The sequence below is a fragment of the Streptomyces sp. NPDC054863 genome (assembly GCF_053610825.1).
This window is the reverse complement of the sequence record NZ_JBSGZD010000091.1, coordinates 11878-27686: the sequence shown is the minus strand read 5'-3', so window position 1 is coordinate 27686 and position 15809 is coordinate 11878. Positions and strand designations below refer to the sequence as shown.

At 71.7% G+C, this 15809-nt stretch carries 14 protein-coding genes; 6 read left to right on the top strand and 8 right to left on the bottom strand.

Going from position 1 to position 15809, the window contains the following annotated elements; all coding sequences use genetic code 11:
* Positions 1-381: 381 nt before the first annotated feature.
* The 3 genes from ACWGIG_RS18355 to zapE all read right to left on the bottom strand — a co-directional run bounded on the left by ACWGIG_RS18355 (position 382) and on the right by zapE (position 3549).
* Entirely contained in the window at positions 382-1779 is a 1398-nt protein-coding gene (locus ACWGIG_RS18355; RefSeq protein WP_453322652.1) for an alkaline phosphatase PhoX, read from the bottom strand.
* A gap of 189 nt (positions 1780-1968) precedes the next feature.
* Positions 1969-2394, bottom strand: a complete 426-nt coding sequence (locus ACWGIG_RS18350; protein WP_266658290.1) for an OsmC family protein — start codon at positions 2392-2394, stop codon at positions 1969-1971.
* 42 nt (positions 2395-2436) lie between these two features.
* Positions 2437-3549 (bottom strand): cell division protein ZapE, encoded by a 1113-nt coding sequence (zapE, locus tag ACWGIG_RS18345; protein WP_453322650.1) that lies wholly within the window; start codon positions 3547-3549, stop codon positions 2437-2439.
* Positions 3550-3586: 37 nt separating this feature from the next.
* On the opposite strand from zapE, the gene ACWGIG_RS18340 reads away from it, so the two are divergent.
* From ACWGIG_RS18340 to msrB, 4 genes are all read left to right on the top strand, one after another.
* Positions 3587-4459 carry a pyrimidine reductase family protein gene (locus ACWGIG_RS18340; protein WP_453322649.1) on the top strand — a complete coding sequence of 291 codons (873 nt, stop codon included), beginning with the start codon at positions 3587-3589 and terminating at the stop codon, positions 4457-4459.
* 184 nt (positions 4460-4643) lie between these two features.
* A complete protein-coding gene (locus ACWGIG_RS18335; protein ID WP_453322648.1) occupies positions 4644-5114 on the top strand; it encodes an indole-3-glycerol phosphate synthase in 471 nt (156 codons plus the stop codon).
* 50 nt (positions 5115-5164) lie between these two features.
* On the top strand, positions 5165-6622 hold the full coding sequence (gene murC / locus ACWGIG_RS18330; protein WP_453322647.1) for a UDP-N-acetylmuramate--L-alanine ligase: 1458 nt from the start codon (positions 5165-5167) through the stop codon (positions 6620-6622).
* 28 nt (positions 6623-6650) lie between these two features.
* Positions 6651-7058 carry a peptide-methionine (R)-S-oxide reductase MsrB gene (gene msrB / locus ACWGIG_RS18325; protein WP_453322646.1) on the top strand — a complete coding sequence of 136 codons (408 nt, stop codon included), beginning with the start codon at positions 6651-6653 and terminating at the stop codon, positions 7056-7058.
* Here msrB and ACWGIG_RS18320 read toward each other — a convergent pair.
* On the bottom strand, positions 7033-9057 hold the full coding sequence (locus ACWGIG_RS18320; RefSeq protein WP_453322645.1) for a PE-PGRS family protein: 2025 nt from the start codon (positions 9055-9057) through the stop codon (positions 7033-7035). The two genes, msrB and ACWGIG_RS18320, sit on opposite strands and share 26 nt — an antisense overlap.
* A gap of 237 nt (positions 9058-9294) precedes the next feature.
* Here ACWGIG_RS18320 and ACWGIG_RS18315 point away from each other — a divergent pair, with 237 nt between their 5' ends.
* Together ACWGIG_RS18315 and ACWGIG_RS18310 are read left to right on the top strand one after the other, a co-directional pair.
* Positions 9295-11691 (top strand): DUF4132 domain-containing protein, encoded by a 2397-nt coding sequence (locus ACWGIG_RS18315; RefSeq protein WP_453322644.1) that lies wholly within the window; start codon positions 9295-9297, stop codon positions 11689-11691.
* Complete coding sequence (locus tag ACWGIG_RS18310; RefSeq protein WP_453322643.1) at positions 11691-12086, top strand: hypothetical protein; 396 nt, start codon at positions 11691-11693, stop codon at positions 12084-12086. The genes ACWGIG_RS18315 and ACWGIG_RS18310 overlap by 1 nt, the downstream gene beginning before the upstream one ends.
* A gap of 49 nt (positions 12087-12135) precedes the next feature.
* On the opposite strand, the gene ACWGIG_RS18305 is transcribed toward ACWGIG_RS18310, so the two are convergent.
* From ACWGIG_RS18305 to ACWGIG_RS18290, 4 genes are all read right to left on the bottom strand, one after another.
* The gene (locus ACWGIG_RS18305) at positions 12136-13236 is read right to left on the bottom strand and encodes a DUF2891 domain-containing protein (protein WP_453322642.1); all 1101 of its coding nucleotides are present in this window, start codon (positions 13234-13236) and stop codon (positions 12136-12138) included.
* Complete coding sequence (pcp, locus tag ACWGIG_RS18300) at positions 13233-13886, bottom strand: pyroglutamyl-peptidase I (RefSeq protein WP_453322641.1); 654 nt, start codon at positions 13884-13886, stop codon at positions 13233-13235. Before pcp ends, ACWGIG_RS18305 begins: the two co-directional genes overlap by 4 nt.
* A 68-nt stretch (positions 13887-13954) precedes the next feature.
* Positions 13955-14923, bottom strand: coding sequence for a DUF979 domain-containing protein (locus ACWGIG_RS18295; RefSeq protein WP_453322640.1), 969 nt, complete (start codon positions 14921-14923; stop codon positions 13955-13957).
* Entirely contained in the window at positions 14920-15633 is a 714-nt protein-coding gene (locus ACWGIG_RS18290; protein WP_453322639.1) for a DUF969 domain-containing protein, read from the bottom strand. The genes ACWGIG_RS18295 and ACWGIG_RS18290 overlap by 4 nt, the downstream gene beginning before the upstream one ends.
* Positions 15634-15809: the final 176 nt, after the last annotated feature.

The window sequence follows — 15809 nt, the reverse complement described above, 5'->3', positions numbered from 1 at the left end:
CAGCAGAGCGGCGGCGGCCCCCCCCGCGGCCTTGTCCTGCGGGCCGACGGGGGTGGCGTCCGCCGGGTGCACGGCGAGGGAGACGTGGGAGGCGGGGGCGATGCGGAGGGCGTCGCGGACGGGGCGGCCGGGCTGGTCCCGCGGCTTGTTCTTCTTGGGCATGGGTGCGGTCCTCCGGCGTGGTCGTCGAGGCGGGCCACTCGATCGTGCGCCGAATCGGCGCCGGGCGCGAGTCGCTGGGCGCACGATCGGGTGGGCAAGGGGCGGGGGCGGCCCTTCAGGGGCGCGGGGCCGTGCTGGATCTGCGGCTCCGCCGCGCGGGCGCGGCCGGCCCCAGACGGGCCCGCGCATGTTCCCCCGCCCCCCCCGGGAGGCCTTGCGTCAGTCGCCCCAGGGCCCCGTCACCGCGAACGTCGTCCCCGGTGTGTAGCAGTTGAGGTACATCGTCGACTCGTCCGGCGAGAACGTGACTCCCGCGAACTCGCCCCACTCCGGCTGCTGCGGCGTGCCGATGTTCTGCCGGCCGCGGGCCATCTCGTACACCCGGCCCTTCCTGGTCAGCCCGTACACGTGCTGCGCCCCGTCCCCGTCCTCGCACACCATCAGCCCGCCGCTCGGCGCCAGGCAGATGTTGTCGGGGGACTCGCCCGGCAGCTGGATGTCCGTCGAAGGGCCGAAGACCACGACCAGGGTGAGGCGGCGGCACTTCGGCTCGTACTTCCAGACCTGGCCGAAGTGGTCGCGGGCCGAGCCCTCCTTCGTGCGGGCGAAGCTGGAGACGAAGTAGACGACGCCGTCGCCCCAGTAGCAGCCCTCCAGCTTCTGGGCGTGCGTGACGCCCTTCCTGCCGAAGTCCTGCAGCCGGATGGGGGTCTGCTTGGCGAGCGGGTCGGGCACCGGCACCCATTCCACCCCGCCGAAGCTCTTGCCGGTCTCGTGGACGGCGGAGAGGTCCGGGACGCCGGGGACCCGCATCGCCTCCAGGGCGCCGCCGGCCCGCAGCGAACCCACGCCGCCGTGCGGCTTCTCGGGGAGGAAGCGGTAGAAGAGGCCGAAGGGGCGGTTGAAGGCGTCCTCGGTCTCGTAGACGATGCCGGACTTCGGGTCGACGGCGATCGCCTCGTGCTGGAAGCGGCCCATCGCGGTCAGCGGGACCGCGCCGGTGCGGTGCGGGTCGGCCGGGTCGACCTCGAAGATGAAGCCGTGGTCCAAGGTGTAGCCGTTGGTCCCGGCCTTGTCCTCGGTCTCCTCGCAGGTGAGCCAGGTGCCCCAAGGGGTGGGCCCGCCCGCGCAGTTGACGGCGGTGCCGGCGACGCCGACGCGCTCGTCCAGGACGTTGCCCCGGCCGTCGAGGGTGAGGACCGTACAGCCGCCCTTGCCCATCGGGTCGTACGTCAGGCCCTTGACCGTGGGGACGGGGAGCTTGGCGGAGACCCGGTTCTCGTGGTTGCGCACGAGGTGGACCCGGCCGCGGCGGCCCCTGAAGGCCGCCATGCCGTCGTGGTTGCCCGGTACCGGGCCCTCGCCCGAGCGGAGCGGGTCGCCCTCGCGGGAGAGGACCTTGTAGCGGAAGCCCCGGGGGAGGTCGAGCAGGCCCTTGGGGTCGGGCACCAATGGCCCGTACCCGGCGCGGCCGTGCCCTGCGCCGCGCGGTGCGGCCAGGGCCGTACCCGCGAAGACTTCGGAGAGTGCGCCGGAGAAGGCGATCCCGGCGCCCAACGCCCCGGTGCGGGCGAGGACTTGGCGTCGTGAAGCGCTGTTCGTGGGCGCTTCCGACACTTCTGCCGCTGTTCTGGATGCTGTTGATTCGGATGCTTCGGACGTCTCGGACATGAGGTAACTCCCTGCTGGCGGACAGGAATGTGACCCGCACGTGTGTACCACGCAACAGGTGGCACGTGAACAGTGCGGGACACAACAGCCTCAGTGGTACGTCACAACAGCCTCAGCGACAGCCTCAGCGGTACGTCAGACGAGCGAGGCGCTCAGCGTGATGGTCGTGCCCGAAAGCGCCTGGCTGACCGGGCAGTTGGCCTTCGCGTCCTCGGCGGCCTTCACGAAACCGGCCTCGTCCAGGCCCGGCACCTCGCCCTCCACCGTGAGGTGGATGCCGGTGATGCCGGTGCCGGGCTGGAAGGTCACGGCGGCGGCGGTGTTGATGCGGGTCGGGGTGTGACCGGCGCCGGACAGACCGTGCGACAGGGCCATCGAGAAGCAGGAGGAGTGCGCGGCGGCGATGAGCTCCTCGGGGCTCGTCTTTCCGTTCGCCTCCTCGGCGCGCGACGGCCAGGACACGGCGTAGCTGCCGACCTTGGAGGAATCGAGCGAGACGGTGCCCTCGCCCTCCATGAGGCTGCCGGTCCAGACGGTGTGCGCGTTACGGGTGGTGGCCATGGTGAACTCCTTCGGGAGCGAAAAAAGGTGACGCCCCCGAACCTACTGCGCCACCAGCCCCTTCGCGTCCCGTGCCAGTGCAGTCAGCCGGGAGATCGCCCGGAAGTACTTCTTCCGGTAGCCGCCGTTCAGCATCTCGTCACTGAAGAGCGCGTCGAACGGCAGCCCGGAGGCGAGCACCGGCACCTCGCGGTCGTACAGCCGGTCCGCGAGGACCACGAGCCGCAGCGCCGTCGACTGGTCGGGCACCGGCGTGACCCCGGTCAGGCAGACCGCCGAGAGATCGTCGGTCAGAGCCCCGTACCGGCTCGGGTGCACCTTCGCGAGGTGGTCGAGCAGCGCGGGGAAGGCGTCCAGGCTGGCGCCCGCGGTCGCGTACGCGGCCTTCGTGACCTGCTCGTCGGTGTACGGGGGCGGAGCTTCGGGGAGTCCCCGGTGCCGGTAGTCCTCACCGTCGATGCGCAGCGGCCGGAAGTGCGCGGAGAGGCCCTGGATCTCGCGCAGGAAGTCGGCGGCTGCGAACCGGCCCTCGCCGAGCTTGCCCGGCAGCGTGTTGGAGGTCGCGGCCAGTGCCACGCCCGCCTCGACCAGCCTGCTGAGCAGCGAGGACACCAGCACCGTGTCGCCCGGGTCGTCCAGCTCGAACTCGTCGATGCACAGCAGCCGGTGCCCGCTGAGGGTGGCCACGGTCTGCTGGAAGCCGAGCGCGCCGACCAGATTGGTCAGCTCCACGAAGGTGCCGAAGGCCTTCAGCGACGGCTCGGCGGGCGTCGCGTGCCAGAGGGAGGCCAGCAGGTGCGTCTTGCCGACGCCGTACCCGCCGTCGAGGTAGACGCCGCGCGGCCCGGCCGGCCTCGCCGCGGGCTTCTTCGCGAACCAGCGCCGCTTCCCGCTCTCCGGCGCGGCCCCGAGCCCGGCCGCGAATTCGCTCAGCACGGTCACCGCGCCGGTCTGGCTGGGCTGCTTCGGGTCGGGCACGTACGTGTCGAACCGTACGGAGTCGAAGCGCGGCGGCGGCACCATCTCGGCCACGAGCCGGTCGGCGGGGACGCGGGGCTCGCGGGCGCACAGGGAGAGGGGGACCGCGTCGGCTATGGGGCTGGAGCCCGGGGACGCGGTCGATGACTTCGGCGAGGACGGCTGTGAGGACGACACAACGGCCCACTCTAAGCGCCGTGCCAGACTGCCCCCCATGCGACGCCTGTTCCCTGTGACCGACGAAACACCGCACGTCCCCGCCGTGGAGCGCAGCTCGGAGCAGAGCTCAGGGCCCAGCTCAGGGCTCAGCTCAGGGCAGAGCTCGGAGCACAGCCCGGGGCTCGGCTCGGAGCACAGCGCGGAGGGCGGCGGCGAGTGGAGCCTCGACGCGCTGGCCGGCGCCTACGCGTACCCCCCGGACCAGGAGGTGTGGCTGCGCGCCAACATGGTCTCCTCGCTGGACGGCGCGGCCCAGCACGACGGCCGGTCCCAGCCGATCTCCTCCGACACCGACATGCGGATCTTCGGCACCCTGCGCGGCCTCGCCGACGTGATCGTGGTGGGCGCGGAAACGGTACGTCTGGAGGGCTACCGGCCCGCCCGCGCCCGCGAGGCCTTCGCGGCACGCCGGAAGGCGGCCGGACAGGGCCCGGCCCCCGCGATCGCCGTCGTCAGCGCGAGCCTCGACCTGGACTTCTCGCTTCCGCTTTTCGTCTCCCCGCTCGTACCGACCCTGGTGCTGACCGGCGCGACGGCTCCGCTGGACCGCATCCGCGCGGCGCGCGAGGCCGGGGCCGAGGTGCTGATCGCCGGGGACGGCGGCCGGGTGGAGCCCGCCAAGGCGGTACGGGCCCTCGCCGAACGCGGTCTGACCAGGCAGCTCACCGAGGGCGGGCCGCGGCTGCTGGCCCAGTTCATCGCGGACGGCGTGCTGGACGAGCTGTGCCTGACGGTGTCCCCGATGCTCACGGCCGGCCGCGCCCAGCGGATCGCGGACGGACCGGGGCGTGAGGTTCCGGATCGCTTCGTACTGGCGTCGATTCTGGAGGAGGCCGGGTTCCTGTACACCCAGTACCGTCGGAATTGATGCAAAAAGTGATCATTGGTCTAGGGTCGACAAACAGCGGAATTCGCCGTTCCGGTTAGCTCTCGATGGGCACACTTACTTCGCGGTCCCCGTGCGGGCACGGGGAAGGATGGTTTCCGCAAGGTTTCGCAGCGGCCCGTGCGCACAGGCGTACGGGCCAGAGAATGGAGAAAGGGCGCCCGACATGTTCACGAGCGTATTGATGATCGAGAAGCCCCTCACTGCGGCCGACGTGGAGTTCGTCACGACCCTGCACGGGGATGAGGCCGTCTCGTTCGTGGTCCTGATGCAGCCACGCGGCGATCAGGCCGACGTACTGCTGAGAGCCATCGACGACGTCGCACTGGGTGAACTGGACGAGGCGGTCCGCGAGGGGGACGAGCCCGAGGGCGCGGACGCCAGGCCCCTCGCCGACCAGGCCCTGGCGGTCTCCCTCGAAGCGCTGCGCCAGGCCGGCAGCGAGGCGGTCGGCCGGGTGGTGGAGGACCATCCGCTGGACGTACTGAAGTCGGTGGTCGACGAGACGGGTGCGGACGAGGTGATCGTCCTGACGGCGCCGCACTACGTCGAGGAGTTCTTCCACCGCGACTGGGCCTCGCGGGCCCGTCACAAGGTCGGCGTACCGGTGCTCAAGCTCTTCTCGCACAGCGAATAGGCTGAGGCCCTTCAGGACCCCCTCACCCGCACCACATGGGAGACACGCGCATGGCACCCGGCATCCCCACCGCCCTGGACCGACCGCACTTCATCGGCATCGGCGGCGCCGGAATGTCGGGCATCGCCAAGATCCTCGCCCAGCGCGGGGCGAAGGTCGCGGGCAGTGACGCGAAGGAGTCCGCCACGGCCGAGGCCCTGCGCGCACTGGGCGCCACGGTCCACATCGGGCACGCCGCGGGGAACCTGGCGGACGACGCCACGAGCGTCGTGGTGTCGTCCGCGATCCGCGAGGACAACCCGGAACTGGTCCGCGCCGCCGAACTGAACATTCCGGTGGTCCACCGCTCCGACGCGCTCGCCTCCCTCATGAACGGCCTGCGCTCGATCGCGGTCGCCGGCACCCACGGCAAGACCACGACGACCTCCATGCTGGCCGTCGCACTCACCGAACTCGCCCTCGACCCCTCGTACGCCATCGGCGGCGACCTGGCGGGCCCCGGCACCAACGCCACGCACGGCGAGGGCGACATCTTCGTCGCCGAGGCGGACGAGAGCGACCGCAGCTTCCAGAAGTACGAACCCCAGGTCGCGATCGTCCTCAACGTCGAGCTCGACCACCACGCCAACTACGCCTCGATGGACGAGATCTACGACTCCTTCGAGACCTTCGTCGGCAAGGTCGTCCCCGGCGGCACCCTGGTCGTCAACGCCGACCAGCCCGGCGCGGTCGAGCTGACCACCCGCCTCCGCGACCTCTCGATGCTCAACATCGTCACGTACGGCGACTCCGCCCAGGCGGACGTACGGGTCCACAAGATCACCCCGCGCGGCCTGACCAGCGAGGTGACCGTCCTCCTGAACGGCAAGTTCCTCACCTTCACGGTCTCGGTCCCCGGCGCCCACTACGCGCACAACGCCGTCGCCGCCCTCGCGGCGGGCGTCGCCCTGGGCCTCCCGGCCCACAACCTGGCCTCGGCCCTGGGCGCCTACACGGGCGTGAAGCGCCGCCTCCAGCTCAAGGGCGAGGAGCAGGGCGTCCAGGTCATCGACTCGTACGCGCACCACCCGACGGAGATGACGGCCGACCTGGAAGCGATGCGCGGAGCAACCGCTTCTGCCTCCGCGACCGGCTCCGCTTCCGCTTCTGCCTCCGCGCCCGCCTCCGCCCCCTCCTCCCCCCGCCTCCTGGTCGTCTTCCAGCCCCACCTCTTCTCCCGCACGCAGGAGCTCGGCAAGGAGATGGGCGAGGCCCTGGCCCTCGCGGACGCCTCGGTGGTCCTCGACATCTACCCGGCCCGCGAGGACCCGATCCCCGGCATCACGAGCGCCATGATCGTCGACGCGGCGAAGGCGGCGGGCGCGGACGTGACGGCCGTCTCCGACAAGTCGGCGATCCCCGACGTGATCGCGGGAATGTCCCGCCCCGGCGACCTGGTTCTCACCATGGGCGCGGGCGACGTGACGGACCTGGGCCCGGAGATCCTGGCGCGACTCGCGCAGAAGTAACTCGCGCAGAAGTAAGGGGACACCTGTTATGCCGTACGACATCGAGAAGCCCGACGAGCAGTGGCGCGAGGAACTCACCCCCGCCGAGTACGCCGTCCTCCGCCAGGCCGGCACGGAACCCGCCGGCGTCGGCGAGTACACGGACACCAAGACCGCCGGCGTCTACTCCTGCCGCGCCTGCAACGCCGAACTCTTCACCTCCACCACCAAGTTCGAGTCCCACTGCGGCTGGCCGTCCTTCTACGACCCGAAGGACACCGACGCCGTCGAACTCGTCGAGGACACCTCTCACGGCATGCGCCGCGTCGAGGTCCGCTGCGCCCGCTGCGGCTCCCACCTGGGCCACGTCTTCGAGGGCGAGGGCTACCCGACGCCGACGGACCAGCGGTACTGCATCAACTCGATCTCGCTCAGGCTGGCTCCGGACGGGGAGTGAACCCCGGGCGTCCCTCCGGCGGATCCTGATCCCGCTCGGCCATCCTCCGGATGACGCCGGGCGGGATCGCCGTGTTCCGGGCGGCGTCCTCGGCGGTGTGGCGTTCCCGGAGCAGCGTGACCAGGACGCGGGCGGGGAGGCGGGGGCAGCGGGCGGCGGCCCGGCGGACGGAGGAGTTCGGGTCGTCGAGGAGGCGCACCGCGCCCAGGCGGCTCAGGCGGGGGTCGTCGGCGGCGCGGAAGCGGACCTCGTGGTGCGGGTCGAGGGTGAAGCGTTCGACGAGTTCCGGAGTGGAGTCCGGGTCGTCCAGGGCGAGTTGGCGCAGTCGGGGGTTGGGGTCGTCGGCGTATTTCAGGAGGTCCGTGCGGGGGAAGCGGGGGTGGGTGCGGGGGCGGCCGGGGGCGGAGAGGCTGCCGTTCCACCAGTGCCAGACCTGGAGCAGCAGCCAGGGTGGGGCGTCGTCGCAGGACTCCGCGAGGAAGAGGTGGACGACGCGGTCCTCGTCGTGGGCGAGCCGGTCGACGACGTCCGGCGGGAGGTGGCGGGCGCGTGCCACGGAGCGGCGGATCAGGGGGTGGGGGGAGGCGGAGAGACGCCGCATGGCTTCGGGGTCGTGGTGGAGGGCTCGGACCCAGGGGAGGGAGTGGTGGTGGATCGACGGGTCGAAGTCGTGGGAAATGGTGGCCCGTTGGGCCTTGGTGAGGTCAGGGCGGAGGGCGATGGTGCTCCGGACGGAAGGGTCGGGGTCCGTGGCCAGGGCGGCGACCACCTCTGCCGGCAGGCGAGGGTTGTCGGCGAGGGCGCCGCGAAGCGCGGCATCCGGGTGCCGGGACAGGTGCCGGGCCAGTTCCGGTTCCAGTACGCAGTCGGTGACGGCGCGGATGTCGTCGCCGAGTTCGCCGCTCTCGAAGACGTCGAGCGGGACCGGGTGTGTGCGGTGGTGCAGCCGACGGGCGGCGGCGCGGACGCCGGGGGCGGGGTCGTCGAGGAGCGCGCGGCGCCCGTCGGCGTCGAGGTCCGGCCAGGCGGCGGCGCAGGCGCGCTGCCGGACCCGGGGCTCGGGGTCGGCGATGAGGGCACGGGCCACGGCGACCGGCAGGCCGGTCAGTGAGGCGGTCTCGGCACGGACGCGCGGGGCGGGATCGGCGGCGAGACGCTCGTAGGCGGCGGGGGTGAACGACGCGCGGTGGTCGACGGCGATGCTGACCAGGGCCCAGCGATGGTGATCGTCCCCCTCGGCGAGGACGAGGCGGCTCCACCGGTCGGGCGTCAGCTGGTCGGAGCCGGTGTCCACCAGGGCGCTGCGCACTTTCCAGTCCGGGTGGACGAGCAGCTGGTCGATCAGGTCGGCGGGCAGTGCGCACCTGTAGAACCGCCGGGTGCGCACCGCGAGGTCGAGCCGGAGGTCGTCGGGCAGCGACGGGTGGGAGAGGAGCCCGACCGCCCACTGCTCCCGTGTCCGGCGCAGAATCCGGAGCCTGCCGAACAGCCCGTCCCAGGCCGCTGCCCGCTCCTCCTCGCTCTCCTCCCGCGCCAGTCGCAGGGCCCGTTCTTCCTGGTACGCGGGGACGTCGTCCACCACGATCAGCCAGATCTCGTACTCCTCGGTGGTGACGCCGATCAGCGTCCTCCCGTCCGGCGAGAGCGTCATGAACTCCGGGCAGCGGGGCTGACTGCGCAGCACCTCCGCGAGCCGCCACTCCTCCCCGAGCCGGACCCGGAACCAGCCGCCGTCCCCCAGCGTGACCAGGAAGCCCCCGTCCTCGCCGAACAGCCCGTGCGCGGTGGCCAGCCGGAACCATTCCGCGTCGGTGGCGGCGAACGGATCGACGGCGTCCAGCCGTACGGCCGAGGTCGGCACGGCGTCGCCTGCCGCGATCGGCCGCATCGCCGCACGGGTGGGGAGGGCGTTCTCGGCGGCGCCCCAGCCGCCCGCGTACTCCAGGCCGGCCTCGGCGAGTACCGCGTCGGCCCGCTCGCGGGGGGTGGTGGTCTCCATGGCCAGGATCCTGGCACAGCGTCATGAGCATGCGGTCAGTGGCTCCGCGGGGTGGCGCCGCGGGGTGGCTCCGCGGGGTGTGGCTCCGGGGGTGGCGCCGAGAGGCGTGGCTCCGGGGGTGAGGCTCCGCGTCGAGCGGGCCTGGCACGTCCCCCGTGCGGCTTCCGGAGGGACGGGTGAGGGACGGAGAGCACAGCTCCGGACGTCGTTGTCAGTGGCGCCTGTCATCATCCCGGCATGTCCTACAACGACTTGGTGACGGCGGTGTCCTCGGAACCGGCTGTCCGGCTGATGCGGGTGCTGACGGATCCGGAGTTCGAGGGGACGGCGGGGTACGCGGACCTGCCGTTCGTCTCGGACGAGGAGCTGGGGGAGCTGCTTCCCGCGGCCTACACGCTGGGGCGGGAGGCCTCGCACCGGCGGATGTCGGCCCGGTTCGCGGTCGAGGAAGCGTGCAGGACACGGCAGCCGAGGTGTACGCCCGAGGCCTGCCTGCGGTTGTTCGAGGGGCTGGTCGCGGGCCTTGAGACGCGGAACTGGGCGGACCTCACCCTGGGCGTGGGGGCGCTGGCGCGGTGTACGGGGGCGTGGCCCGAGCTCTCAGGACCGGCCCGGGCGCTGGTCGCGTTCCTGCTGGAGCACGACCGCCTGACCCAGCCGTACGCGCTGCTCACGGTCGCGGCGCTCGCGGGAAGGACCGAGTGGGACGCGGTCGTAGAGCGGCTCCGCCGGGGCGAAGGGCCGCTCGCGGCGGCGGAGTTCGAGCTGCTGGGCGCGCTGGAGCCGGTCGAGCGGGCCCTGGTGGCGGAGACCGACACCGGCAGCTCGTTCACGTCGCCGCCGAGCGTCGAGGACCTCTGGGAGCGGCTCGCCGCGATTCCCGAGTACGTGGCGTTCGCCCGGCGGATGCTGGAAGCGGCGGCCGTACACGCGGAGGCCGTACGGGCGGGCAGTGTGCCGTACCGGGCGGACAAGGCGTTCACCGCGCGGGAGGTCGTGGTGCTCGGGAAGGCCGCCCGGGTGGCTCTGGTACGGGACGAACCCTGGCTCCCCGAGCTGCTCGACCGGCTGCTGCCCGCGATCACGGTCGCACCGGGTGACAAGGCCAAGACCCTGCCGTCGCAGGCGCTGCTGTTCGAACTGGTGCGGGCCGGTACGGACTTCCCGACACCGGAACTGGTCACGGCCCTGCGCACGGTCCGGGCGAACGTCCGGCACGCGGGGGTGCCCAAGCAGCTCGACCGGATGCTGAAGAAGACGGAAGCGGCGCTGGCCGAGCGGACCGAGGTGGCGCTGCGCATGCCGGAACTCGGCTTCGGCGCGGACGGCACGCTGCGCCGGAGTGCGGGCGATTACGAGGCCGTCGTCACGGCGGCGGGCGGCAGCGTCGTACTGGGCTGGGAGCGGGACGGCCGCGCGCTGCGCTCCCTTCCGGCGCCGGTACGCCGCGAACACGCGGCCCTGGTCAAGGAGTTGCGCGATCTGGTGCAGCGGGCGACCGTCCAGCTCAGCACCCTCGTGCGAGCCCTGGAGGGCGGTCTCACGACGGATGCCGTCCATCCGTACGGATGGTGGCGGGCCGCACTCGCCGGGCACCCGCTCGCCGGGACCGTGGTGCGCCGGCTGATCTGGGAGTTCGAGGTGGCCCCCGGAGTCTGGCAGGCCGTGCTGCCCGTGGTAGGGGACCTTCCCGAGGCTCCCGACGACATCGCGGTACGGCTCTGGCACCCGATCCGCTCCGAACCCGGCGAGGTGCGGGCCTGGCGGGATCTGCTCGCCGAACGGCAGTTGCGGCAGCCGTTCAAGCAGGCATACCGGGAGATCTACCTGCTGACCCCCGCCGAGCGGGAGACCGGCGACTACTCCAACCGGTTCGCCGCCCACCTCGTGCACTACCAGCGGACGGCCGCCCTGTTCCGGGCCAGGGGATGGCGCAGCGGCCGGCTCGGACCGTGGGACATGGGAGGCGAGGACACGGCGGTGCGCACGCTGGCCGCCGGGCAGTGGCAGGTCTCCTTCGACCACAGCCTGGCCGACTGGACGGACGACCACCTGCTGGCGGGCACCGACCGGGTGCGGTTCGAACGGCGGCGGGACGGCGGCTGGACGACCGAGCCGCTGACCGAGGTGCCGCCACTGGTGTTCAGCGAGGCGATGCGGGACGTGGACCTCTTCGTCGGGGTGACGTCGATCGCGGCAGACCCGGAGTGGACCGACGGCGGCCCGCGACGCGCGTACTGGGAACGGGCCGGGTTCGGCGAGCTGACGGCCACCGCCGAGGTGCGGCGGGAGGTGCTGGAGCGGCTGCTGCCACGGCTGAGGATCGCAGACCGGTGCGCGCTGGACGGGCGGTTCCTGGTGGTGCGGGGCGGGTTGGGCACGTACCGCATCCACCTCGGCTCGGGGAACGTGCTGATGGCGCCGGCAGACGCCTATGTGTGCATCGTCCCGGCCGGGAAGGGCGGCGGGAAGGGCGCGGGGGGCGCGGGGGGTGCGGGGGGCGCGGGGAAGGTGTTCCTGCCGTTCGAGGACGAACGGCTGTCGCTGGTGCTCAGCAAGGCGTTCCTGCTCGCCGACGACGAGCGGATCACGGACGAGTCGATACTCGCGCAGATCAAGAGGGGGGCCGCCTGATGGCAGCGGTGACGTTCCGGGACGAGACGGCGACCGGCCGGGAGGTCGCCGCGTTCGGGACGGGCGGCCTGCCGGACCGGATGACCGTACGGGAGCTGATCAGGCTCCGGGTGCGGGAAGAGGTCGCGCGCTACCACGCCGACCCGGGAGCCCGCTTCCACGGCCTCGTCCGCCCGGAGGCGGCGGAGGCGGACCTCAACGGCTACCGGATGCCGGAGCCGCGCCGGATCGACTGGCGACGACAGGCCGACATCGCCGAACGGGCCTTCCTGGCCAACGGGTTCTTCGTGCTGGCAGGGGACCGGCAGGTCGAGGAGCTCGACGAGGTCGTGGAACTGGGGGAGGAAGCCACGGAGCTGATCTTCATCAAGCTGGTGGCGCTGGCGGGAGGATGAGGCGAGTGAGGTGAGGCCGTCGAGCTGCGCCTCGCGCGGCTCGACCACCTCACGGACGCGTCGGCGCCTCCAGCGCCAGCGCCGCGAAGGTCGCCAGCCAGTGGTCCGTGGTGAAGTTGCCCGAGTCCGCGTGCGGGAGCGCCGCCGTCAAGTGGGCTTCCGCGGCCGTACGGAGGAGGGGCACGCGGGGGTCGGTCGCGGGCAGTGCGGCGGCGATGTTGCGCAGGGCGTACGCGCGACTCAGGGAGAGGCCGATGAGGTGGCCGATCTGAGGGTCGGACGGGTCCGCGACCACGGGTGGGGTGAGGAGCGGGGAGTCGCTTCCCAGTGCGGGGAGGAAGCGGTCGAGCCAGGTGGCGAAGGCGTCGCCGGGCATGATCCGCCGTACCGCGTCGGCCTCGGTGAGGGCGGGGGAGAGGAAGTCCTGGCCCGAGGGCTCCCAGTGGACCGGGGCGTCGTGGTCGTCCGCGAACCAGCGGGTGAGCGTGTCGCGCACCGGGCCGGCCAGGTCGGGGTGAGCGCTGTCGGGGGTCGGGCCGTTGAGGGTTGGACCGGTCGGACCGGTTGGACCGGTTGGACCGGTCGGACCGGTCGGACCGCCCAGGGTCGCGCTGTCCAGGATCAGGCCGAGGGCGAAGGCGCTGTTGGCGTGCGTTCCGTGGCGTACCGGGTACGTGGCCTTCGGGAGCCAGTCGCGTACGAGAGCGGTGACGGCTTGCGTGGCGGGGGCGAGGGCTGCGGCCCAGTGGGCGCCCGAGGGGCCCAGCGCGCGGCACTCCGCTTCGAGGAGCAGGAGCCAGGCCCAGCCGTAGGGGCGCTCAAAGGTGGGGTGGGCGGTCAAGTAGGCGGATTCTGCGGCCAGATGAGGCACCGTCAGATGGCGATTCAGTACGGCCGTGGCGGTGGTGGCGTCGATCTGGTCGGCGTACCGGCGCAGCAGTCGTACGAGCAGCCAGTGCATGTGGACCGAGGAGTGCCAGTCGTACGCCCCGTAGAACGCCGGGTGCCGTTCGCGTGGGGCGTGCAGGTCGTCCGGGCCCGCGATCAGGTGCATCGGGGCGTAGGGGTAGGGGCGGGTGACGTTGGCCGCTGCCAGTTCGGCGAAGACACGGGCGAGGGCGGTGAGGGGGTGCGGGTCCTGGGTGCTCAATGCGTTGCTCCTTCCGCCACGCGCAGGTCCTTCTCCGTCGTCAGTGCGGCCGTGATGATCGCGCGCAGGCCGTCCGCCATCGAAGGGACGGGGAGGGAGGGGAGTGCGCGGGCCGTGACCTGTTCCGGGGCGTACGGGACGTGGACGAAACCGCCGCGCAGGGAAGGGAGTTCGGTGGCGGCCAGGTGGGCCAGGCCGTAGAAGACGTGGTTGCAGACGAAGGTCCCGGCGGTCTGGGAGACCGAGGCGGGCAGGCCTGCCTCGCGTACCGCGGCCACGCACGCCTTGACCGGGAGCGGGGCGAAGTACGCGGCAGGGCCGTCGGGTGCGATCGGCTCGTCGACGGGCTGGTTGCCCGCGTTGTCGGGGATGCGGGCGTCGTCGACGTTGACGGCGACGCGCTCCACGGTCAGGTCGGGGCGCCCGCCCGCCTGGCCGACGCACAGGACCAGGTCGGGGGCGAAGTCCCGGACGGCGGTGCGGAGTTCTTCGTTGGCGCGCCCGAAGACGCAGCTGAGCTGTACGGCGTGGAGTGCGACGCCCTCGGGCGGTGCGTCCCGTACCAGGGAGACCGCCTGCCAGGACGGGTTGACGTCCTCGCCGCCGAAGGGCTCGAAGCCGGTGAGCAGGACGCGGGGGAGGGGAGGCATGCGGTTCCTTTGTGACGGGCGCGACAGGTAGGACGGGTGTGGCAGGCATGACGAATGTGGCGGCTGGTTCAGAAGGCGAACAGCGAGATGATCGCGATGTTGCAGACCAGCAGTGCACCCGCCGTCGGGATCTGCGCCTTGATCGGCCCGTACTGGTCCTTCAGTTCGAGGAGAGCCGCGGGCACCAGGTTGAAGTTGGCCGCCATCGGCGTGCACAGCGTGCCGCAGAAGCCCGACAGCATGCCGACCGCGAGCACGACCGCGGGGTCGCCGCCGCCCGACTGGATCAGCACCGGCCAGCCGATGGCCGCCGTCATCACGGGGAACGCGGCGAAGGCGTTGCCCATGATGATCGTGAAGAGCGCCATGCCCAGGCAGTAGACGAGGACCGAGACGTAGATCATGCCGCTCGGCAGCACCGCCTCGGTGATCTTTCCGACCTGCTCGCCGACGCCCGTCTTCTGGAAGATCGAGCCGAGTACGGCGAGGAGCTGGGGCAGCAGCATGGCCCAGCCCATGGCCTCGACCATGTTGCGGCCCGCGTGGATCGGGACGGTGATCTTCTTCTCGCGGAGCAGGAACATCCCGACGGCGAGTGCCACCAGGGCGCCGATGCCGAGCCCCAGGATGGTCTCGCTGCCGTCCTGGAAGATCGGCTGCCCGCCGATGCGGATCTTCTTCAGCAGCGTGGCGCAGAGCATCGCCACGACCGGAATCGTCAGTGCCGGGATGAAGAGCCTGCTGCCGAAGCGCACGGCGGACGCCACGCGCTGCTCGGGCGTGGTGGTGCTGACCTTGCCGCGTCCGGTGAAGCCGCAGCCCGCCAGGACGATCATGATCAGCACGAGCACCCCGAGGGGCTCGGCGGGAGCCGACTTGTCGACCACCCACGTGCTGTAGACGAAGCCGACACCGAGCAGGCCCCAGAAGGCGGCCGTGCCGAAACGCTTGGGATTCGTACGGTCGAGGAACATCTGCGCGGCCATGATCAGGAAGATCGCGCCGATGAGCCAGTAGAACCACTCTGCCTTGATCACTTGGCCGTCTCCTTGCTGTCGGCCGTGCCGGCCGCGCCCACGGCCTTGAGCTCGCGGGCCATCTGGCGGTCGAGGCGCAGCAGGCGTGCGCCGTGGATGAGGAAGGCGCAGACGGCGGTCGGGATCGCCCACAGGGCCAGGTGCAGGGGTTCGAGGTGCTGGTTGTACGTGGTGTTGACGAAGCCGGTGATCAGCAGGATCGAACCGATGGCGAGGAAGCAGTCCTCGCCGAAGAAGAGTCCGACGGTGTCGGCGCCCGACGAGTGCGAGCGGACCTTCTCGCGCCACTTCTCGGGCAGCGGTCCGTACTTCTTCTCGGCCGCGGCCTCCGCCATCGGCGCGACCAGCGGGCGTACGGTCTGCGCCGGGCCGCCGAGGCTGGTGAGGCCGAGCGCGGAGGTGAGCTGGCGCAGGCCGAGATAGAGGGTGAGGAAGCGGCCCGTGGTGAGCTTGGTGAAGCGGGAGATGAGGCGGCGGGCCTGCTCCTGGAGGCCGTAGCGCTCCAGGAGTCCGATCACCGGCAGCGTGATGACGAAGATCGTCACGGACCGGCTGGAGGCGAAGCCCTCGCCGAACGAGGCGAGCACCTCGCGCGGCGACAGGCCGCCGAGCAGGCCGGTGGCTATGCCGGCGACGCCGACCACCAGCAGGGGATTGCGTCGGGTGGCGAAGCCTGCGATCACCACGACGACGCCGAGAAGGACGATCATGCGGCGCCCGCCTTCCAGTCGGTCGGTCTCGGTCCGCACCGGACCAGCTGAGTGGTGGCGTGGCGGACTAGCGGATTCCGGTGACAGTAAGGTATTGCTCAACAATCCCACAATGGTTTCCGTCATACGGACTTCAGATGGCCGGGGAGCGACGAGCGATCAAGGAGGAGTCTTGA